General features: G+C 47.2%; 20 protein-coding genes and 1 other annotated feature. Of the genes, 18 read left to right on the top strand and 2 right to left on the bottom strand.

The genetic code is table 11. The features are described from left to right. Positions 1-117 precede the first annotated feature (117 nt). The 14 genes from MKX40_RS21980 to leuS all read left to right on the top strand — a co-directional run bounded on the left by MKX40_RS21980 (position 118) and on the right by leuS (position 15,490). Positions 118-1,074, top strand: a complete 957-nt coding sequence (locus tag MKX40_RS21980) for a MoxR family ATPase (RefSeq protein ID WP_339236132.1) — start codon at positions 118-120, stop codon at positions 1,072-1,074. Between the two features lie 3 nt (positions 1,075-1,077). Beyond that, complete coding sequence (locus MKX40_RS21975; protein ID WP_339236130.1) at positions 1,078-2,325, top strand: DUF58 domain-containing protein; 1,248 nt, start codon at positions 1,078-1,080, stop codon at positions 2,323-2,325. Further along, entirely contained in the window at positions 2,322-4,535 is a 2,214-nt protein-coding gene (locus tag MKX40_RS21970) for a transglutaminase domain-containing protein (RefSeq protein ID WP_339236128.1), read from the top strand. The genes MKX40_RS21975 and MKX40_RS21970 overlap by 4 nt, the downstream gene beginning before the upstream one ends. A gap of 110 nt (positions 4,536-4,645) precedes the next feature. Next, entirely contained in the window at positions 4,646-5,173 is a 528-nt protein-coding gene (locus MKX40_RS21965) for a YqeG family HAD IIIA-type phosphatase (protein ID WP_036615148.1), read from the top strand. Next, positions 5,170-6,297, top strand: a complete 1,128-nt coding sequence (yqeH, locus tag MKX40_RS21960) for a ribosome biogenesis GTPase YqeH (RefSeq protein ID WP_249912122.1) — start codon at positions 5,170-5,172, stop codon at positions 6,295-6,297. Before MKX40_RS21965 ends, yqeH begins: the two co-directional genes overlap by 4 nt. A gap of 44 nt (positions 6,298-6,341) precedes the next feature. Then, positions 6,342-7,211: a shikimate dehydrogenase gene (aroE, locus tag MKX40_RS21955; protein WP_339236123.1), complete on the top strand. Its 870-nt coding sequence runs from the start codon at positions 6,342-6,344 to the stop codon at positions 7,209-7,211. Positions 7,212-7,515: 304 nt separating this feature from the next. Continuing rightward, positions 7,516-7,809: a ribosome assembly RNA-binding protein YhbY gene (yhbY, locus tag MKX40_RS21950; protein ID WP_063567269.1), complete on the top strand. Its 294-nt coding sequence runs from the start codon at positions 7,516-7,518 to the stop codon at positions 7,807-7,809. Between the two features lie 15 nt (positions 7,810-7,824). Beyond that, positions 7,825-8,415 carry a nicotinate-nucleotide adenylyltransferase gene (locus MKX40_RS21945; protein ID WP_339236119.1) on the top strand — a complete coding sequence of 197 codons (591 nt, stop codon included), beginning with the start codon at positions 7,825-7,827 and terminating at the stop codon, positions 8,413-8,415. Continuing rightward, a complete protein-coding gene (gene yqeK / locus MKX40_RS21940) occupies positions 8,399-8,965 on the top strand; it encodes a bis(5'-nucleosyl)-tetraphosphatase (symmetrical) YqeK (RefSeq protein WP_339236117.1) in 567 nt (188 codons plus the stop codon). The genes MKX40_RS21945 and yqeK overlap by 17 nt, the downstream gene beginning before the upstream one ends. Before the next feature lie 73 nt (positions 8,966-9,038). Next, positions 9,039-9,386, top strand: a complete 348-nt coding sequence (gene rsfS / locus MKX40_RS21935; RefSeq protein WP_253439462.1) for a ribosome silencing factor — start codon at positions 9,039-9,041, stop codon at positions 9,384-9,386. Then, positions 9,383-10,288, top strand: coding sequence for a S1-like domain-containing RNA-binding protein (locus MKX40_RS21930; RefSeq protein ID WP_339236113.1), 906 nt, complete (start codon positions 9,383-9,385; stop codon positions 10,286-10,288). Before rsfS ends, MKX40_RS21930 begins: the two co-directional genes overlap by 4 nt. A 358-nt stretch (positions 10,289-10,646) precedes the next feature. Beyond that, positions 10,647-11,417 (top strand): class I SAM-dependent methyltransferase, encoded by a 771-nt coding sequence (locus MKX40_RS21925; protein WP_339236110.1) that lies wholly within the window; start codon positions 10,647-10,649, stop codon positions 11,415-11,417. A 214-nt stretch (positions 11,418-11,631) separates the two neighbouring features. Beyond that, a complete protein-coding gene (locus MKX40_RS21920; protein ID WP_339236107.1) occupies positions 11,632-12,588 on the top strand; it encodes an aminoglycoside phosphotransferase family protein in 957 nt (318 codons plus the stop codon). 110 nt (positions 12,589-12,698) lie between these two features. Continuing rightward, positions 12,699-12,968 (top strand) — a binding site (T-box leader). A gap of 77 nt (positions 12,969-13,045) precedes the next feature. Further along, on the top strand, positions 13,046-15,490 hold the full coding sequence (gene leuS, locus MKX40_RS21915) for a leucine--tRNA ligase (protein WP_339236105.1): 2,445 nt from the start codon (positions 13,046-13,048) through the stop codon (positions 15,488-15,490). Here the strand turns inward: leuS and comER are convergent. Beyond that, positions 15,471-16,316, bottom strand: coding sequence for a late competence protein ComER (gene comER / locus MKX40_RS21910; RefSeq protein ID WP_339236103.1), 846 nt, complete (start codon positions 16,314-16,316; stop codon positions 15,471-15,473). The genes leuS and comER overlap by 20 nt on opposite strands. A gap of 185 nt (positions 16,317-16,501) precedes the next feature. Here comER and MKX40_RS21905 point away from each other — a divergent pair, with 185 nt between their 5' ends. The 4 genes from MKX40_RS21905 (at position 16,502) to MKX40_RS21890 (ending at position 21,349) form a co-directional block, all read left to right on the top strand. Then, positions 16,502-17,137: a helix-hairpin-helix domain-containing protein gene (locus tag MKX40_RS21905; protein WP_339236100.1), complete on the top strand. Its 636-nt coding sequence runs from the start codon at positions 16,502-16,504 to the stop codon at positions 17,135-17,137. A 39-nt stretch (positions 17,138-17,176) separates the two neighbouring features. Continuing rightward, entirely contained in the window at positions 17,177-17,698 is a 522-nt protein-coding gene (locus tag MKX40_RS21900; RefSeq protein WP_339236098.1) for a deaminase, read from the top strand. A 102-nt stretch (positions 17,699-17,800) separates the two neighbouring features. After that, complete coding sequence (locus MKX40_RS21895) at positions 17,801-20,677, top strand: ComEC/Rec2 family competence protein (protein ID WP_339236096.1); 2,877 nt, start codon at positions 17,801-17,803, stop codon at positions 20,675-20,677. A 132-nt stretch (positions 20,678-20,809) separates the two neighbouring features. Next, positions 20,810-21,349: a nucleoside deaminase gene (locus tag MKX40_RS21890; protein WP_339236093.1), complete on the top strand. Its 540-nt coding sequence runs from the start codon at positions 20,810-20,812 to the stop codon at positions 21,347-21,349. Positions 21,350-21,539: 190 nt separating this feature from the next. On the opposite strand, the gene MKX40_RS21885 is transcribed toward MKX40_RS21890, so the two are convergent. After that, positions 21,540-21,992 (bottom strand): hypothetical protein, encoded by a 453-nt coding sequence (locus MKX40_RS21885; RefSeq protein WP_339236091.1) that lies wholly within the window; start codon positions 21,990-21,992, stop codon positions 21,540-21,542. Between the last annotated feature and the right edge of the window lie 236 nt (positions 21,993-22,228).

Genomic DNA, 22,228 nt, shown 5'->3' with positions numbered 1-22,228 from the left:
AACTGCGGTGAATCTGACGGGTTGGAAACAAATTGTGAGTTCCTTCGAGTGTACTCACGCCCGTGGATCATGTACAATAAAAGGAAATCTGTATGCTTTTTTAGGAGGTTAGACCACATGCCTGTGCGCAAAGAGTCGATCCAAATCATATCCGCAGTTCGTTCTAATCTGGAATCCTGCATTATGGGGAAATCCTTTGAAATTCAACTTTTACTTACAGCTTTGCTTGCAGGCGGGCACGTTCTGATCGAAGACGTACCGGGAACTGGCAAAACGCAGTTAATCAAGGCATTATCGAAATCCATGCGCGGAGAGTACCGACGCATTCAATGTAATCCTGATATTTTACCCAGTGATATTACGGGCGTATCCGTGTTCCATCCGAAGGATGAACGTTTTTATTTCCGTCCAGGTCCCGTGATGACCAACATCCTGCTGGCTGATGAGATTAACCGGGCCACCACGAAAACTCAGTCGGCGTTGCTTGAAGTCATGGAGGAGCGCAGTGTAACCGTGGATGGCGATACGTATGATCTGCCACATCCGTTCATGCTCTGTGCAACTCAGAATCCGATTGATTTTGAAGGCACATACACATTGCCGGAAGCACAATTAGACCGGTTTATGTTGAAAATAAGCCTTGGTTATCCGGATAAAGAAATCGAGAAAATCCTGCTGAAAACGCATCAGTCCGGCCAGCCTGTAGATCGTCTCGAATCCGTCACCCATATGGACCAGATCTCGGCAATCCAGCAGGAGATCAAGGAAGTCTTTATCGGTGATCCGGTCATGGACTATCTGCTGGATGTTGTTCGTCAAACCCGCTCCCATCCATCCGTATTGCTGGGTGCCAGCCCACGGGCAGCCATATCCTTCATGATGGCGGTAAAAGCCTTTGCTTTCTTGCAGGAACGTGATTATGTGCTCCCGGATGATGTGAAGACGATGGCCCCTTATGTGATCTCTCATCGTATTGTGCTTCGTCCCGAATCGAGACTGGACAGTATGAGTTCCGAAGCAGTTCTGAATGCCGTGCTGCAGCAAGTACGCGTGCCCGTCTCCATGGGGCAATAGTTCATGAAGCCGCTTTTGAGTACAGTCAATAGAGGGCTGCGCCACCCACGCGTATGGAGCATCGCAATGGTGTGGATGTGCTGTCTGGCTTATGTTTTGTTCCAGGGCGGGAAGACATCCCTAATGTTACTTTCGATGGTGACCCTGCTCTGTGTGTATCTTGCTATCGCTGGATTTAGCGGTGTACGACGTGCTCAGGGAGTGCGTAGGCTATCTTCTGGTCCGGACCATGAAGAACTGCTTCATGCAGGTGATCAGGTTCAAGTACAATTGAGTCTGACCATTCCGGGATTCCTTCCGCTTCCCTATGTGGTTGTGCGTGAAATGCTGCACCGGCATAATGGAGAATCGTGGTCGTTCAAGGAAAGTTTGATTCCCAATATGCGAGGTAATGGGGAGTTGTCATTCCAGACACCGCCACTTGAGCGGGGGAAGTACGTGTTCTCAGAAACGGAATGTGCCAGTGAGGACATATTCGGACTGATTGAACATCGAGGAAAGTTTAAGGCTAAAGGTGAGTTTCGCGTACTGCCAAGAACGGTATTTATTCCATATTGGCAGCTCTACGACCGCAAATCACGGTTATCTGGTCCTCAGACGGCGTTAACCCGTTCACGGAGAGAGACCACTCAGATCAATGGTGTACGTGACTACGTATACGGAGATCGACTTTCCCGCATTCACTGGAATGCTACGGCAAAGACAGGGAACTGGAAGTCCAAGGAATTTGAACATGAGTCTGTGCCCAAAACCATCCTGGTTCTGGATGCGCTGGCATCAAGTTATGAACATGGGGATGCTTTTGAAATTGCCGTGTCCACAGCTGCCTCACTGCTGGAGTATGGTGCGAGGGAACGGATGGGAATGGGATTGTTGACATTGTCAGACGAGACCTCTTACATGGCCCCCAGTGAAAGTCAGCTGGAACGACAGAAGATGATGCATCATCTGGTAGACATTCAATACAACGGTCAGGACACTCATCTGTTGCCTGGAGTGGAAAGAATCGCACGTCAATTGCCTCAGGGAGCTTACTTTGTTGTGATTTCTCCCCAGAAGGATGAAAAGATATTGGAACTGTTGCGCTGGGCTGATACGCGGGGCATGACGCCATGTCATATTCTGATGGATACCAGTGAATCCCGCCGTAGTGCGGAGTGGAATGCGATGTTGCGTGGAAGAGGCACGAGGTCATTCACGGTTTCTCACTTGCAGGAGCTTCCAACGGTGATGGGGGGAGGTTCTGTATGAGTACAAAAGGAAATGAAAGTGTTGCAGGCAAACGATCTTGGTATCATGCAGCGTCATTGCTCTGGATTTTCCTGATTGGCATGCAGTGGATTTCATTTACGCAGGAATCGTGGTATACGGAGACGACTTCTCTGGTGTTATGGACACTTGCAGCGGTCACCGTGCTGGAGATCATTCTGCCCTTAAAAACGATATATCGGGCGATCATCAAGGCGATTGTCGTTGGTTACATTTTGCACAAAACATTAATTGACTACACGGTGTATATCCCTTATGGCTCTCTAACAGACAGAGCCGAGCAATTTATATTGCATATGACGCCTTACATCTGGTTCTCCCTGTGTGCATGGGTGATGCTTGAAGCTGCGCTTCGACTCGTGACCACAACACGTCGCATTCTTGTTTTTCTGGGTGTTAACATCATTTCGATGGGGATTCTCGATTCTTTTACCCAGATTCCACTCTGGATTGAAATCGCGTGGGTGATGTTTGCAGGGATGGGATGGCTCGTATGTCAGCATTTCCGTAACTATCAGCTCCAGTATCCACAAGGTTGGAAACGAATCATCCGTTATCCTTATAAAGTCCTGGCCAATATTGCCATTATTTTTTCTTTGATTATTGTAGCCAGCGTCAACATGCCAGAGATTCCGCCCACCTTGACGGACCCGTATACAGCGTGGCGGAACTATACCGGAAGTTCCACAAGCCAGGTTGGTAACGGAAACCTTGATATTCCGGCAGCTACCGAATCGGGATACAGCAGGGAAGACAATCAGCTGGGTGGCGGATTCAACTTCGACTATACCCCTGTCATGTCTGTCACGACCAATGAACGTAGTTACTGGCGCGGTGAGACACGTGCAGAGTATACAGGCACAGGCTGGGATGACCGTGGACGGGGTGCAACAGAGAATGTTCAAGCAGGACAGCCTCTGGAGAACGATCAATCCGGAAATGTGAATACCAAACAAGTGATTCAGAACGTAACGATGCTAAACGATAATGTCTATCCAATTCTCTTTGGTGCTTATTCGATCTCGGAAGTGAGCTCGATTAATGGCGAGGGCAGAACGGAACGGATGTTGTGGAATCCAGAACAGGCTGAACTGCATGTAGTGACAGACCGTCAGCAACCACAGTATCCCAAGACGTACACCATCGTATCTGAAGCCCCTGTGATTGTGGAAGATGAGCTTCGTACAAAGTCTTTTGAAGATCTGTATAACAGTAACCCTGCTGATGATATGTACTTGCAGTTACCATCCCGTTTCCCTGACCGGGTCTCGAATCTGGCAGCCGAGATAACGGCATCTGCGAATACGCCGTATGAAAAAGTGGCATTACTGCAAAACTATTTACAAACTAATTTTGAATACACGAACAATCCGGATTTATCTCGAAAAGTAAGCAGTGACTTTGTGGAAGGTTTCCTGTTTGATATTATGGAAGGCTACTGTGACTACTTCTCCACAGCGCTGGTGATGATGGCGCGCTCGGAGGGCATTCCTGCAAGGTGGGTTAAAGGTTATGCGCCTGGGCAACTGTCCCTCAATTCGGACATGCAGGCTCCGCGTCAACCTGGCGCGGAGATTGAGACGACCTACACCGTTACCAATGCAGATGCACACTCCTGGGCTGAGGTCTACTTCGGTGAGTATGGCTGGATTCCTGTTGAAGCAACACCGGGCTTTGATATGCCACTGCTTACGGAACAGCCTGACGTACAGCCTGTAGATGAGCCTGAAGAACAGCCTGAAGAGGAGCCGGTACAAGAGGAAGAGCAGACCCCTGCACCTGAGCAGAACGCGTCTGCCATCCCGACTTTTGTCATCTGGGCTGCAGGAGCCGTTATCGTATTGTGGGTAGCATACATGTTCTGGCGTAATCGCTTCTCCATGCGATTCTTCCTGCTTCGTTTACGGACAGGTGGACCGCTCAGTCCTGAACAGAAGGTGGTGGCGGAGACCGAGCGTTGGATTCATTATGTGAAACGCAAAGGACTGACCCGGAGCGGAGACGAGACACTTCGTGAATCAGTAGCTCGCTGGAGCCAGGCCAAACCTGCTGCAGAAGCTACATTGTATGAGCTTCTCACGAAGTTTGAACAGACTCGTTACAGTCCGGCGTCCGTAACTGCCGACGACTGGAAGGGTGTCTATCAGACTGCCTTGAAGCTGAGAAAAGAATTGAAAGCGGAACGGGCTTAGTTGTTGCCCGTCCCGTTTTTCCTTTTTTCCTATGCCATCAGGCGCTGTATGCATTTTCAGGAAAGACGGATTTGTGATATAGTGTGTCGTATGAAACTGAGGTGACTTCTTTGTTTAAAATGTTAATGCCCAAGCTGCGTGTAGACACGGTTTTTGACATTAATCTGGAAGAGCTGTACGCTCAAGGCTACCGTGGAATTATAACTGATCTGGATAACACACTCGTTGGAGCCAAAGCCCCTGACGCTACACCCGAACTGATTGAATGGTTTGCGCGTGTGAAAGAGGCCGGTTTCAAGCTGATGATTGTGTCCAATAACAATTTGAATCGTGTATCCCTGTTTGCGACCCCGCTGGATATCCAGTTTGTGCATAGTGCACGCAAACCATCGAATGTACCGTTTCGTAGAGCAATGAAAATGATGGAGTTATCTCCTGAAAACACGATTGTAGTAGGCGATCAGATGCTTACGGACGTCTATGGAGGGAACCGGATGGGGTTATACACCGTTCTGGTACTGCCAATCTCCATTGGTGACGAAGGATTTATGACCCGCTTCAATCGGCGCGTGGAACGGATTGCTCTAACGAGTTTACGCAGGAAAGGCTTATGGCTTGAGGAGGAAAAGAAGAAATGACAGAACCGCATAACGGCAATCTTGCCGTAAGGTGCAGCGGATGCGGCGTGCATCTGCAAACAGAAAATTCGGAATTACCAGGGTTCATCCCCGAGAAGGCACTAGATCGTGAACCGGTTATATGCCAGCGTTGTTTCCGCATCAAAAATTACAATGAGTCATCATCCGTTACAGTGGATCAGGACGAATTCCTGGCGCTGCTTAGCAAAATCGGGGATAAGGATGCACTTGTCATCCATATCGTTGATTTGTTTGACTTTGATGGCAGTATTATCTCTGGTCTGCAACGTTTTGTAGGCAACAATCCGGTGTTGCTTGCTGTGAACAAAACGGACTTGCTTCCAAAAGTAACCAACTGGAACAAGGTTCGCAACTGGGTGCAGAAGCAAGCCAAAGAACAAGGTCTGCGCACCGTGGATGTCGTCTTGTGCAGTGCGAAGCAAAATCAGGGCTTCGACCGACTGCTTGAGCTTGTGGGAACGTATCGCGAAGATCGTGACGTGTACGTGGTTGGCGGTACCAATGTGGGTAAATCCACATTGATTAACCGTCTGATCCGTGATTACAGTGATCTGGAGCAGGAACTGACCACATCCCGTTATCCGGGAACAACGCTGGATATGGTGAACATTCCGCTGGATGATGGGAAATATATTATAGATACGCCCGGAATCGTATATCCATGGCGTTTCAGCGAGATTGTTTCACGTAAAGATCTCGCTGCCATCATGCCGGAAAAACCGCTTAAACCGGCTGTCTATCAGTTGAATTCCGGTCAGACGCTGTTCTTCGGCGGCATGGCTCGATTTGACTTTGTGGAAGGTGATCGTCAGTCGTTCACGTGTTTTATCAGCACTGCGCTTGATATTCACCGGACGAAGCTGGAGCGTGCAGACGACCTGTACCGCGATCACCTGGGAGAATTGTTATCTCCGCCAACCCGTGAGAATGCAGCTGAGATGGCTGAATGGACCCGACATGAATTCCGCATCAAACGCGGCAGTCAATCGGATGTATTCATCTCTGGTCTGGGCTGGATTAAGGTCAATGGTGATATTGGAGCGCTGGTTGCTGTTCATGCTCCAAAAGGCATTCGTGTACAGATCCGTCCATCATTGATCTAACAAATTCTCAAAACCTGTACATCAGATGGATCGGAGGCTTACCTATGTCTGAGCAGAAAAAGTTCAACACTTCACTTCCCGTATTGCTTGGTGTCATGGGTGATCCTATTGCTCACTCCAAGTCTCCGGCAATGCACAATGCAGCTCTACTGGCTGCAGGAGTGAATGGAATGTATATGCCACTGCATGTTCATCCGGATCAACTGGAAGCCGCAGTTCGGGGTATTGTGGCATTGGGCTATCGTGGTGTCAATGTCACGATCCCGCACAAAGAGCAGGTCATGCAGTATCTGGATGTGATCGATGAAAGTGCTCGCCTGATTGGTGCGGTGAATACCATCGTCAATGAAGGTGGAACACTGACAGGGTATAATACGGATGGTATTGGCTATGTCCGATCTTTGAAGGAAGAGGCTGTACCTGAGCTTGCGGGCAAACGTATTGCGGTACTTGGAGCAGGTGGAGCAGCGCGGGGCGTCATATACGCCCTTGCACTGGAAAAGCCTGAGCATATCCATATTCTGAACCGTACAGCGGACAGGGCTATTGCACTTGCTTCGGATTTACGGGGCCATGGTCTGGGAGAAATCTCGGGCAGTGGCATGGAAGAAGTTGCGAATGTACTGGCTACGGCTGATATCGTGATTAACACAACGTCTGCCGGAATGCATCCGCATGTTGATGACGTACCGGTTGACCCTTCATTGATTCGTGAAGGAGCAGCGGTAAGTGATCTGATCTACAATCCGTTGGAGACCCGTCTCCTTCGGGAGTCACGGATGCGTGGATGTACGGTGCACGGTGGTCTGGGTATGTTTGTATACCAGGGCGCAGTGGCCTTTGAACATTGGCTCGGCATTCCGGCTCCTGTGGAGACGATGAGACGAGCGGTGTTAAACAGTTTTGAAGTGTGAAAATGATATTAAGAGTACAGGCAGACGACGAGTGCAGAACCAATCTCAAGAAACGGAGTGGTCGCTTAAAAGCTTTCTGCAAGAAAGCTGCTTCGGAAGCATAAGCTATAACCGGATTTTCCCTTTGTGAAAAGGGATCAGAAAAATCTGGGGATAACAGCGATCGGAAGATGGTACTGCAATCGGAGTCACCTTGTGTCTCAGTGATCATTTTCACCAGTGAAAAATAATAATTGAATGGTCAGGTCCGGACAGTTTTTGCTGTCGATCAGGGCCTGCTCAACATAAGGAGTATGGAGTATTCATGTTAAACGGTAAACAAAAGCGCTTTTTGCGGTCACAGGCACATCATCTGACCCCTGTATTTCAGATTGGTAAAGGTGGAACGAATGAACACCTGTTCCGTCACATCGAAGATGCGATTGAGAAGCGCGAATTGATGAAAGTGCAAGTGCTCAACAACAATGATGAGGACAGAAAAGAGATGGCTGAAGAAGTTGCCCGTGAAACGGGAAGTGAGCTTGTACAAGTCATCGGCAACACAATCATCCTGTACAAAGAATCGCGCGATAACAAACAAATCGAACTACCTAGATAAGGGAGTGTGACGCGGGTGAAGATCGGTATCATGGGTGGTACGTTTGATCCGATCCACATGGGACACCTCCTGGCAGCTGAAGCGGCAAGGGATTCGCATGCACTGGATGAGATCTGGTTCATGCCTTCCCATGTTCCACCTCACAAACGTGGCGCCGGAGCTTCGGGACAGCAACGTCTCGATATGACGGAAGCCGCTGTGAGGGGTGTTGAGCAATATGAGGTGCTGGATATCGAGATGGAACTTGGCGGAGTGTCTTATACAATCGATACGATGAAGGAACTGTGGCGTCGCCATCCTGAACATGAATTCTATTTCATTATCGGGGCGGATATGGTGAACTATCTTTCCAAATGGGAGCAGATTGAAGAACTTGCAGAACGCCTAACCTTTATCGGGGTTGGTCGACCAGGCTTCCAGTTACATCTGGATGATCTTCCAGACGAGCTACAGGATCGGGTCCTACTGGCCGAGATGCCTTTGGTGGATATTTCATCGACAGCCGTACGCAGACGGCTTGCCAAAGGACATTCGGTACGCTTCATGATTCCTGATGAAGTGCACCAATACATTGTAAGGAGCGGTTTATATGGCACTAAGCCGTGATGAACTTATTCAAGCCGTATCCGGACAAATGCCGGAGAAACGCTGGAAGCATACACTGGGTGTAATGGAATCGTCAGTGATGTTGGCTGAAAAATACGGTGCTGATCCTGTGAAAGCGGATCTGGCAGCGATATTGCATGATGTGGCGAAGTACTGGCCCGTAGCGGAGATGGAAGCGGTCATCCGTGATAACGGATTAAACCAGGAACTTCTGCAGCATGACAAACAGCTCTGGCATTCCGAAGTCGGTGCTTTTGTAGCCGAGCGTGATTACGGTGTAGAGGATTCCGAAGTTATTAATGCCATCCGGTGGCATACCTCGGGTCGGGTAGGCATGAGCCTGTTGGACAAAGTGGTATGTCTTGCCGATTATATTGAACCGGGACGAGATTTCCCTGGAGTGGATCACATTCGCGAACAGGCTGAACATAGTCTGGAGGAAGGATTAATTGCCGGATTCGATTCGACGATCAGCTTGCTGATTTCGCAGCGCCGTGTTATTTATCCGTTAACCGTGTTGTCACGCAATGACTTGATTACTCAATTATAGTTGTTCAAAAAGTCCACTTTTGATTACGAAGGATCTTTTTGAACACACAAATATAGATTATGGAGGTTGGTTCATGACAGTATCATCGAAAGAACTTATGAATATGGCGGTTGCAGCCGCTGACGACAAAAAGGCATCCAATATTGTAGCGTTGGATCTGATTAATGTTTCCCTGGTGGCCGATTATTTTGTTATTTGTCACGGGAATTCCGATACACAGGTACAGGCCATTGCCACTGAGATTCGCAAACAGGCTCATGCAGCTGGAGCGACGATCAAAGGTATCGAAGGTATGGATTCCGCACGTTGGGTACTGATGGACATGGGCGATGTAGTTGTTCATATCTTCCACCGCGACGAGCGTGAATACTACAACATTGAACGTTTATGGTCTGATGCCAAAGTGGTGGAAATGGTATGAGTTTGATTGCTGGAACAGTCGTCTCTTTGTCGGTTTCACGTGAAGTGTCTCCGTTTGGTTTCTTTTTGACGACAGGATCGGAAGATGTACTGCTTCACTACACCGAGCTAACACGGGATATTAAGATTGGTGAGACACTTGAGGTCTTTGTATTCTTTGATACGGAAGATCGTCTGGCAGTAACGATGAAGAAGCCTTATCTCATGCTTGGCGAAATGGCACGACTGGTTGTGGCTGATGTTCACCCAAGACTGGGTTGTTTCCTGGAAATGGGACTTGGACGGCAATTGCTGCTTCCTATTCGTGAACTGCCTGAACTGGAAGAACTGCGTCCTCAAGTGGGGGATGAAGTCTTTGTCATCATGGAACATGACAAGCAAGGACGTCTGCGTGCCAAATTGGCCGGGGAACGTGAACTTTCACCATTGGCTTTCCATGCGCCAACTTCATGGTTAAACGAGTGGGTTGAAGCGACGGTATACAAGCCACTGCAGATGGGTACTTTTGTACTTGTAGAGGGCGGTGTACTTGGCTTTGGGGCAATTGGCATGATTCATTCATCTGAACGTAGTCATATGCTGCGTCTTGGTGAGAAAGTGAAGTGTCGAGTGACACTGGTACGTGAAGACGGACGTGTGAATCTGGCCATGACTCAGCTCAAACAAGTTGGACGTAACGAAGATGCAGACAAGCTTCTCGCCTTTATGAAAGAGCGTCCTATGGGCGGCATGCCTTACTCGGATGCAACTCCGCCGGATATCATCAAGCAGCGCTTTGGCATCAGTAAGTCTGCGTTCAAGCGTGCATTAGGCAAATTGATGAAGGACGGATTGGTGGTCCAAAAGGAAAGCTGGACGTATCTGTCCGAATCTGCTACTAAGGAACAGAATGAAAACAATTAATTTTTTTGTTTGAATATTTCGTAATATGAAACTCGGAGAAGGCAGGGATAGGCTGGGTAAACACCGGATACCCCTGTCTTTACTTTTGTTATATAAATTGAACCAAAATTACACGAAACGGAGAGGACAGAAAGAACCTGAAGAAGCGTAGCGTTCGCCTAAAAGCTTTCTGAAAGAAAGCTGCTTCGGAAGAATACGCTATCCCCGGATTTAATCCTTTATAAAAGGAATCAAAAAAATCTGGGGATAACAGTGATCGGAAGGTTGTTCTGTCATTGGAGTGCCCAGTGTAAATATTCTTTAGTTCAACTTATATAGATCAGGATTGAAAAATGAAATTGAAAGTGCGGTGCCTGACATGTCTTACCGGAAATTTGCCTATGTCTACGATGAATTAATGGAAGATATGCCTTATCCGGACTGGATAAGGTTTGCAAGAACAGCATGGGAACAGCATGGAATGCCCAAAAGTGTCGCTGAACTTGGCTGTGGAACGGGCTCTATTACAATCCCGCTCGTGAACTCCGGTTTCGAAGTTACAGGCATTGACCTGTCAGCAGATATGCTGTCGGTTGCGCGCAGCAAGATGGAGGCTACGCCTCAGGGTCATCGCTTGTATCGGGAAGGCAGCGTACGTTGGGTGCAGCAGGATATGCGAGACTGGCGAGTTCCGGAACCTGTGGATTCGGTGATATCATTCTGCGATTGCGTCAATTATCTGCTTGAACAAGAAGATGTCGTTCGAACATTCCAGCGGACATATGAGATGCTGAAGCCGGATGGAACGTTTTTGTTTGATGTGCATCATCCCAATACGCTTATCCGTTATGATGAGGAGCAGCCTTTTGTGCTTGATGAGCGCTCCGTATCTTATATTTGGACTTGTGATTTGGACCAGGATCGCTGTGAGATTGAGCATCATCTCAGTATTTTTTCACGTGTGGATGACGGCAGCAAGGATATGTATCAGCGGTTTGAAGAAGTTCATGTCCAACGTGCATATAACCCGGACTGGATGAAGCTGGAGTTATCCAAGGCAGGTTTTAGAGATGTGAAGGTATATGCGGATTTTGAATGGAAAGAGGCAGGAGACAGCGCACAGCGCTTGTTCTACGTTGCTGTGAAGTAAGTATAAAAGATAAAAACTGTTCCTTATGTTGTATGGGGGCAGTTTTTTTATTTCTCGTAAAGATGGATTGACATGTTTCTGTGATCGGGCGAAGAAATGCTTGGAAAGACCCAAGAGCGTGACAAAAAGTATTGCGAGCTAAAGTAAAGGAGGCGATAATAGTCGGATAGAAAGCGTTTTCTATGGAAACCAATAGTCGAGGTGAGGTGTGGAAGTGGAAAGTACATATAAAACAAGACTCTCGTCAGAACAAATAAATGCCATAATCGAGCAGCATCTATCTGCAAGTATACAGGACTACAAGGAAATGGTGGATGGCTGGGCCAATCATGCATATCTCATTACATTGAGTGACCAACAGCAAGTGGTACTCAAAATTGCCCCTTCGGCTTCCACCAATCTGATGCGCTGTGAGCAGGATCTGATGATTGCTGAGGTCGAGGCACTGCGTCTCATCGGCGAGTTGAAGGATGTTCCCGTACCCAAAGTTCTGGTTTATGATGATTCGTTAACCATGGCTTCAGCGCGGTATTTTATCATGGAGTACATGTCTGGAACACCCTATAATCAGGTCAAGGATCAGTATTCTGCGGAAGAGCAGGAAGCCGTTGAACAACAACTGGGGCGTTACAATCGTCGAATAAATGAAATCAAGGGCGAGAAGTTCGGATATTTCTCAGAGCAAAAACAGCGTTATTCCACATGGAAAGAAGCATTTATGAACCTGATGGAAGACGTTCTTGCCGATGGGGAAGAAGCCGGGATTACATTTTCGATGGATCACTCTGAATTGAGACGTTTGATTGAAGAGAAATCGGATGTGTTGGACGATGTAAAAGAACCTCTTCTTGTCAGCTGGGATCTATGGGATGGAAATATTCTAGTAGACAAAGGTCGCATCACAGCAATTATTGATTTTGAACGTTCACTGTGGGCAGACCCTCTGATGGAGCATTATTTCAGTCATTTTAACTATACACCCGGTTTTGTGAAAGGTTATGGGCGTGCGATTACGACTGAAAGTGAGCTAAAAAGAAGAAGTCTGTATGACTTATACTTTGATCTGGTGCTGCGCATTGAGTGCGCTTATCGGCAATATGACAATCAGGAACATGTGAATTGGACTATTCATAACCTGGAGGAAGGAATTGAGCGATTTCGGTTGTCCTGAACAGCAACCGCGTTATGAAGGGTACGAACCATGAGCTTCAAGATGGTGTTTATAACATGTAATATTGACTTTGGGCTTGCTTTTTTATATAATGTTCCCGATATTGTATACATATTTCGATGATAAGGATTAGTAGTGATTTCTGTACATCACAGAGAGCCGGCGGTTGGTGCAAGCCGGTTGACAGTAAATTGCGAACTCGCCTTGGAGAAATGCGGTGATTACACCATCCTGTCTAACCTGCTAAGTATAAGCTGGAATTCAGGAATGGAAATCCGCATCGGTTAACCGCCGTTACAGGTCCAAAGGGAGTGGATGACGAAGCACGTTCGTCCGCTAACTAGGGTGGTACCACGGGAATTCAACCTCTCGTCCCTAGCGCTGCAAACGCTACGGGATGCTGAGGTTTTTTTGTTGCAATTAAAGCTAAGCGAGTAACCTGAAGGAGGAACAATAGATGAGTGAGAATAACCAGCCGAAGCACGGCTATCAGCCACAAGTCATGGAAAAAAGTTGGCAGCAATACTGGGATGCCAATAAAACGTTTAAAACGGGTGAGGACCCTGCTAAACCGAAATTTTATGCACTGGATATGTTCCCTTATCCATCCGGTTCAGGTCTGCACGTAGGTCACCCGGAAGGATATACGGCAACGGATATCGTTTCCCGTTACAAACGTATGCGCGGTTACAATGTATTACATCCGATGGGTTGGGATGCTTTCGGTCTGCCTGCTGAGCAGCATGCATTGGATACAGGTGAACATCCACGGCATATTACATTCCGCAATATTGACAACTTCCGTCGCCAGATCAAATCACTCGGTTTCTCCTATGACTGGGATCGTGAGATCAGCACAACGGACCCTGAGTATTATAAATGGACACAATGGATATTTATCCAGTTGTACAATAAGGGCCTCGCTTATGTGGACGAAGTCGCAGTAAACTGGTGCGAAGCACTTGGAACGGTACTGGCTAATGAAGAGGTTATTGATGGCAAGAGTGAACGCGGTGGACATCCGGTTGTACGTAAACCGATGCGTCAATGGGTACTGAAAATTACCGAGTATGCAGAGCGTCTGTTGGAAGACTTGGAAGAGCTGGATTGGTCTGAAAGCATCAAGGATATGCAGCGTAACTGGATCGGTAAATCGACAGGTGCAGAAGTTGTTTTTGCCATTGAAGGTCGCGAGGAAGTTATTAAGGTATTCACTACCCGTGCGGACACATTGTTCGGTGCGAGCTTTGCAGTACTTGCTCCGGAACATGAATTGGTAGAAGCGATTACAACGGATGACCAACGTGAAGCGATTCAGGCTTATCAGGAGCAGGCTTCTCGTAAGAGTGATCTGGAACGTACGGATTTGGCCAAGGACAAAACAGGTGTATTCACTGGTGCTTATGCAATCAATCCCGTTAATGGTGCAAAATTGCCGATCTGGATTGCTGATTACGTTCTTGCGGGTTATGGTACAGGTGCGGTTATGGCTGTTCCAGGGCATGATGCGCGTGACTGGGAATTTGCGAAGCAGTTCGGTCTGGATATCATTGAGGTTATTCAAGGTGGAGACGTTACACAAGAGGCATATTCCGGTGATGGCGCACATGTGAATTCCGATTTCCTGAACGGACTGAACAATGAAGAAGCAGTTGCCAAGATGATTGCCTGGTTGGAAGAGAACGGTAAAGGACAAGGGAAAGTAACCTATCGTCTGCGTGATTGGCTGTTCAGCCGTCAGCGCTACTGGGGTGAGCCAATTCCGATTCTGCATCTGGAAGACGGAACGATGAAGACCGTACCGGAGGATCAACTTCCACTGCTGCTGCCTGATATCGATCAGATCAAACCTTCGGGTACTGGAGAATCACCACTGGCGAATGTTACGGAGTGGGTGAATACGGTAGATCCGGAAACGGGAATGAAGGCGCGTCGTGAGACCAACACCATGCCACAATGGGCGGGTAGCTGCTGGTATTACCTGCGCTTTATCGATCCGCACAATGACAAGGAACTGATCTCCAAGGAGAAACAGCAGCAGTGGCTGCCTGTTGATCTGTACATTGGCGGAGCGGAGCACGCGGTGCTTCACTTGCTGTATGCTCGTTTCTGGCATAAAGTACTGTATGATCTGGGTGTTGTGGATACCAAAGAGCCGTTCCACAAACTGGTGAACCAAGGTATGATCCTAGGCACGAACAATGAGAAAATGAGTAAATCTCGTGGTAATGTCATCAACCCGGATGAAATTGTGAATGAATTCGGTGCGGATACATTGCGTCTGTACGAAATGTTCATGGGACCATTGGAAGCGACAAAACCGTGGAATGCAAACGGGGTTGAAGGCATGCACCGCTTCCTGTCACGTGTATGGCGTCTCTTCATTAACGAAGATACAGGAGCCATCAATGACAAGATTACGGTGGACGGTGGAACGGATGAGTTCAAGCGGACTGCTCACAAAACGATCAAAAAAGTGACGGAAGATCTGGAACATCTGCGCTTCAACACATCTATCAGCCAGCTGATGATCTTCATCAACGATGCATACAAAGCCGATACACTGCCTCGTGAAGCGATGGAGAACTTTGTGCAACTGCTGTCACCACTGGCACCGCATATGGCAGAAGAACTGTGGAGTCGTTTGGGTCATGAAGGTGGAATCTCTTACGTGGCTTGGCCGGAATATGACGAGTCCATGACAGTGGATGCGGAAGTAGAAATCGTTGTTCAGGTAAACGGTAAAATCGTAACTCGTGCCACGATCGCGAAGGACTTGGATGCACAGGGTATGCAGGACTTCACGATGGAGCTGGCACCTGTTAAGCAGGCGCTGGAAGGCAAGACCATTCGCAAGGTCATTGCCGTTCCAGGCAAACTCGTTAATATTGTTGCCGGTTAATCTCACCGGCTCGAAATAGTTCATCCAGCTTTAACAAATCTTCATCATATTTGTCATGTGTCGTGCGGATCAGGCTGTCGAAAACACCGTCGAGACTAACCTTCAGCAGTGCAAGTGCCTGAGCGGTAATACCGCCAGGTACAGCGACACGAGCTTGAAGCTCTTGCGGCGTGTATCCTCCTTCGGTAAGCAGCTTGCCTGTTCCCAGAAGCATTTCGCCAGCCAGAGCGCAGGCATCTGCTCTTTTGATGCCTGTCAGCTTCACGGCACTTTCGATCCATTGTTCCAAAAAGAACGATATGAATGCAGGTCCGCAACTGGAGAAGTCGGATGTGATTCGTGTACAGGCTTCGTCCACTTGGTACGGCCTGCCTATATGACTAAGCAGACTTTCCAACACAGCGCGGTCTTCATTAGTCATTCGTTCGCCGTGTATACACAGGGACGCGCCGCTGCCAACCTGGTGTGTGACGCTGGGAATAACCTTGGAGACTTTGCAAGGAAGTGAAGATTCCAGATGGCGCAGCTGCACGGGACTGGTGATCGAGACAATGATATGATTGGGATTCACGACAGGCAGGATGTCGTCAATGACATGTTTGAATTCAAGCGGCTTCACGCACAGGAAGATGATATTACTTCGGATCACCGTTTCCCGATTGCTCTGGGATTCATGCAGACCGGGGTAACGGAGGGATAACTGTCGTACTTTGGATGGGGTTCGATTGCTGGCCGCGATCTGCCGGGGCTCAAGTGCACCGGATTGAATTAGGGCATAGATCAGCAGGCTGCCCATGCTGCCGGTTCCGATAAATCCAACCTTCATTGTTCAGGCCTCCTTTCATGCTTTACGGTACTGGCGCAGTTCATTCCCTCTATTCTATGCGTGAGGACCTGTTTCACATGACATGAAAAATGCATAACTTGTTTCATCAGGGATGTTCAACGGTTCGGAAGCACCGCCCGTGTTCGAAATGAATGATTTTGAATTCAGGGAGAGGTGTGGAAGAAATGAGATGGAACAAAGGAATGACTATTGCTGCTGCGGTGGTTGGAAGTATACTCATATTATGGTCGGGCAAAAGTGAACAACTACCTAGTGGCTGGGAACCCTTGCAGCTCGGCACCGAGAAGCCGACGTTAGAGCAGGAACTTCCTGCTGTACAGTCGGCTACTTCGGTTCAGGGCAAACCAGGGACATCTTCAGGAACGGATGCAAATGGGATGGAGACTGAGAATGATGCAAAGGTAGGAGAGTCTAAAGAAAGCTTGATTGGTGCAGTTGAAGTTGATCCAGTAGTCCAAACTCCAACTCAGACGAACGATATTTCATTGGTTACTGCTGCTTCGACTGAACCGGTAGTGCAAGATATGAAATCCAATCCTTCGGTTACCTCCGAGACGGCATCAAGTAGTAATTCATCTATCGTTCGTGAGGAAGCAAGCGATAATGGCAAGATTGATGTGAATAGTGCACCTCTCTCCAAGCTTACAGAGCTCCCCGGAATCGGAGAGAAGAAAGCTCAGGCCATTGTGGACTATCGGAATGCACATGGTCCTTTCACAAAAGTTAGTGATCTGACAAAGGTCAAAGGAATCGGCATGAAGATGCTGGAGAAGATGGCACCATATGTGCAGATCCGGTAATATTAGAATAAAAAATGTGTTGAGCGGGAGGAAAGCAGCATGAGTACAGTAGAGGTACGCAAGGACTGGGATACGTATTTTATGGACATCGCGTATATGGTTTCCACCCGTTCCCGCTGTTCGCGTCGTCATGTAGGTGCCGTGCTAGTTCAGGGAAAGAAACTGCTGGGAACAGCCTATAATGGTGCACCCACTGGTGTTCCGGACTGTTCTGAAGCGGGTTGCATGATATCGGAAGAATATGAGTTGGTTGTGACCGATGGTCAGGAAGAAATGGTGAAAAAGCAACGCTGCATTCGCACAATCCATGCTGAGCAAAATTTGCTTTTATTCACAGATCGAATCGACCGCGAAGGCTCGTCTGTGTATGTGACCGACGAACCTTGCTGGACATGTGCCAATATGCTTGCGAATAGTGGTATTACAGAAATCGTGTTTCATCGCTCTTATCCTAAAGATACGCGTAAGGTTACGAATATGATGGAACAGAAGGGCATAACGTTCCGCAGGCTGGAGAATTACCAGCCCCCGCGGGAAACGATGATGACTGTGAGCAATTAATGTGAATATGGTCGAATATGCGAGGGAGAACCTCCGGCAAGCCTGAATTGGCTTTTCGGGGGTTTTTCTGCGTTCAACGCGTGACGTGAAGGAGGGAGACGAATGAAAGGCAGACCTTTGCTGACTTTTACGATGTGCTGGTTATGCGGTAGCGGGATGGCATGTGTGTTAACCGGTTGGACGTTAATCTGGGGAATGATTGGAGCGCTGGCGTGTCTGCCACTTCTGCTTCGTTTCATAGATGTACGTGGATGGTCCATTTTCTTTTTACTCGTTGCCCTTATTGGAGGTGCTACACATTGGGAATGGAATGACGCACGCAATCACAGTAGCCTGTCCGAGACTACTCATATCGCTACTAAAGAGCTTGACGGTTCGGTAGCCGAAATTCAGGGTGAGCTTGTGTCGGATGTACGTATTGATGGAGATCGGGCTGACTTTAAGATACAGATGTCTTCAATAATGCGCTTATCGGATTCATCAGCAGATACAAGTCTGGCAACATCATCTGCATTCAAAATAGATGAACAATTGATGGTACAAGTCAGACTGTTGGAGGAAGAAGAACAACAGGTAGCAGGGGGCTGGAAGCGGGGTGATTTAATCACACTTGATGGTTCATTTGCCCTTCCGGGCGAAGCGAGGAACTTTGGCGGGTTTGATTATCGCAGTTATTTGCGAACCCTCCATATCCATTGGTTGTTCAAAGTGAAGGGAGTCGGCTCGGTCACAGCTACGCCTCCTGAGGGCATTGGACAATTTAACGTACTACGGTGGACGGATTGGACGAGGCATAGGTTGGGTTCGGCGATAGAGCAGTTATTTCCTGAGCCCCATGCAGGCTATATGAAGGGCTTGATCATCGGGATGGCTAATGATATTGATCCAGGAACTTATGGTCAGTTTTCACAACTGGGTCTAACGCATATCCTGGCGATCTCCGGAACTCATGTCGCTGTATATGTAGCTTCTCTTCTCCTTATTCTATCCTGGTTAAAGCTTACCAGAGAGACGGCACTCACGATTGTTCTGATCCTGGTGCCAGCTTATGTACTGTTATCCGGTGGTTCACCTTCAGTCATTCGGGCAGGGATTATGTCCATGATTGGTTTGTATATGGCACGCCGTGGTCTCGCCAGAGACGGTCTCCAGATGATTTGTGCAGCAGCTTTGCTGATGATGTGGTGGGACCCGTACTTTTTGCTAAGTGTGAGCTTCCAGTTATCCTTTCTCGTAACCGCAGGTTTGATGATCTACATGCCGTTGATTAGCCGACTCTTCAGCAGTTGGCCGAAATCTCTTGCTGCAACAGCATCGGTTACGGTGACCGCTCAGCTGATTTCTTTTCCAGTAACCATCTTGTATTTCAACCAATTCTCATTGCTCTCATTTGTGGCCAACTTTCTACTGGTTTCTCTGATTAGCGCCATTATATTACCTCTGGGGACGGTCGCCATGCTATTGTCATTCATATGGGTTCCCTTGGCGAGACCTCTCGCATGGATTGCGATTCAACTGAATCAGCTGACATTTGTAAGCGTAGAGTGGATGAACAGCCTGCCAGGTTTTGTGTTGATCTGGGCAACACCTTCCCTGTTGTGGATAGCCGCATATTATGCCGTGTTGTATGCCTTACTTTACTTGTTGCATCGTGGCAATGGTGAACAGAGGGAAACGGCGTTTATTGAGGAGGATACAGCACCTCTTGTGAGGCGACAACCTATAGTTTCCATGGGGAATATGGGCATTCGCTCTTCGATGTCTAACGCGGCACAGGATCAGGATCAAGGTAAGAAACGTATAGATGGAAAAGAAACTTCGTTAACCATATTAGGAGCCAGTATTGCCTGGCCGGAGTATACAAGTGCATTTACCGCACGAGGTGCAGGTTATTATGCACATGAACGAATGAGTAAAGCTCAGCAATGGTTGTGCGGCTTGCTCGTGCTCAGCTTTGTTGCTGGCTTGTGGTGGGCATATCAGACTCCCAAACCTGCTGGAACCGGCATTGTGCAGTTTTTGGATATTGGACAAGGGGACAGTACGTTGATCACAACCCCGGAAGGCAAACACATTTTGGTGGATGGCGGGGGAACAGTTAACTTTGGGAACACCGAGCAATCGTGGAAAACAAGACGTGATCCGTATGAGGTCGGAGCCAAGGTGGTTGTTCCTTTATTGAAAAAGAGAGGCATCCACCAACTGGACGCTGTCATTGTAACACATGCCGATCAGGATCATGCCGGAGGGCTACAGGCTGTGCTGGAACAGATTCCGGTTAAACATTTCATGTTTAATGGAACGACCAGCGGTAAGGAGAACTTTGATAAGTTACTGAATACAGCCATGGAACGAAAAATTCCTCTGTACGCCATTCAGCAGGGTATGACTTATAAGGCTGATAAAGAGACAAGTTTACGTTTTATAGCTCCAGATCTGGCGCATATGGATGTACATGATCCAGGTAATATGCCTGTGTCGGAACACCAGAATCATGATTCAGTTGTCTTTTTGCTGGACATGGCTGGCACTTCCATGCTGTTCACCGGGGACATGGATGCAGCAGCCGAGCAGGACCTGCTCTATATGATTCAGGACGGCTCATTGGCTGCCCAGTTTAAACAGAAAGGTGCAGATATTGGAGTTACAAAGGGAGTTGTACAAAGGGGACTTACAGGCCTGTTGCCGGAAAATTCAAATATTGCTCCACCAGCATCTGTCTCCATAGACGTGTTAAAGGTCGCTCATCATGGGAGTAAAACGTCGTCAACCGAAGCCTGGCTCCAATACTGGAACGCCAAAACCGCTGTGATATCTTCAGGAGTTAACAATACATATGGGCATCCCAACCCAGGAGTGATGGAACGGCTGGAAGCTACCGGGTCAGAGATTTATCGGACCGATCAGATGGGTGAGGTACAGATGAAAGTGAAGGATGGAAAGATTGATATCCGGTACAAGGTGGTTGGAGTTGAGTGACGGAATTTACATGAGCTGTATAACGGGCAGGGTAGCGTAGCCGTGAAAAAAGTAGCTTTATGGGAGAAGGAGTAGCGGTATATTTCTGGAATATATTATTGTTGGAAATGACTGAGATGGGATGTGTATAATTTGGACAAGCATTACGAAAACCTTCTTTTAGCTTTTGAAGAGGCAGAAAAGGCTAGAGATGAGGGTACTTTTCCTATCGGTGCAATTATTATTGATGCAGATGGTTTAGTTGTAAGCCGAGGTAGGAACAGAGTTTTTTCAAGCTGTGATTCTACAGCACACGCCGAAGTGGACGCTATAAGAAAAGCTGGAAATATGATACTTCATCTTGAGAGCAAGAAATTTATTCCTAAAAATGAACTTACCCTATATACTACCTGTGAGCCTTGTCCTATGTGCACAGGTACGATCGTGTTGTCTTTGATTAAAAAAGTGGTTTGGGCTGCAAATGATAAGGATATAGGTGCATTTAAAAAATTCAAGGAATTAAATAGCGAATTACCTATTTATAATGATTTGTTCCACGACATCGAGTTTGTAGCAGCCCCTTACAGAGATTTAGAATTGAGACAAAGAAAAATGTTAGCAGAATGGAACAACAGCCGTGGGTATACCGATAATCATTGGAATGATGAATTAGAAAATGAAAATGTTCTATAATAAATGAAACTTTGAGCCTGATATATTAAGCTAACAAGAAACGTTAGTTGAAACATTAAGAACAGTCTGTAGTTTTCTAGACTGTTCTTAATGTTTCGTTGAGTTATCCATTGGTTTGTGATGATACTGAAGTGACATCACTATTGGAAGCCTAAGTTTACTAAATGGAAACCTTATGCATTAAGTCGTACTATCGGTGTGAAGATAAGTGAAAAAAGCTCCGATTTAATACCAACTGTAAGGCAAAAAAAACAAGAGAGATTACAATAATGTGGATAGTCTGACCAGAAAAAGTAATGAAGTTAAGTGTAAATATCGAGTAGATAATTCCACCTATGAAGCCTAATAGACCATACGCCGCAATAGCAACAAGCAATCTCATATACGTATTATCTTTTCTTCTGTATAAAAGTAATCCATCCACCAATATGGAAAGTGGCATAATTAAGAAAAGTAAAATAGCGAGGTTAATCAATAATCCAACCGCAAATGTATATCCGAATGAATAATAGTGGGCATTCTCTATTCTTTCATCCAAGGGAACGTAGTGATATAACCCCATTACAAGTGAAATTACAATTGCAGTTAATATAGCTGCAAGTATTTTTCCGCGCGGCCTATGGATTCTATGAGTTTTTGTCATTTCAAATATTGACCTCCATCTTAAAAAAAAACTATATTCAACAACGAGTGGACTTGAGATTTACTATATTTTAACATATGCAGGCTGAGAAAGAAGACGTCCAGGCGCTATTAATTCCTCACTTCATTTGATAGCAAGTTACAGCACAGCATCCCAGCACAGCACAAAAAAGCCCGCTTTCCGTTACACTCCACGAAGGAGAATATCGGAAAACGGGCCATTTTTTCAAAATGTAG

The organism is Paenibacillus sp. FSL R5-0517, from assembly GCF_037974355.1.
Classification (GTDB): domain Bacteria; phylum Bacillota; class Bacilli; order Paenibacillales; family Paenibacillaceae; genus Paenibacillus.
The sequence above is the reverse complement of the archived record's forward strand: the minus strand, read 5'-3'. Positions and strand labels throughout refer to the sequence as shown.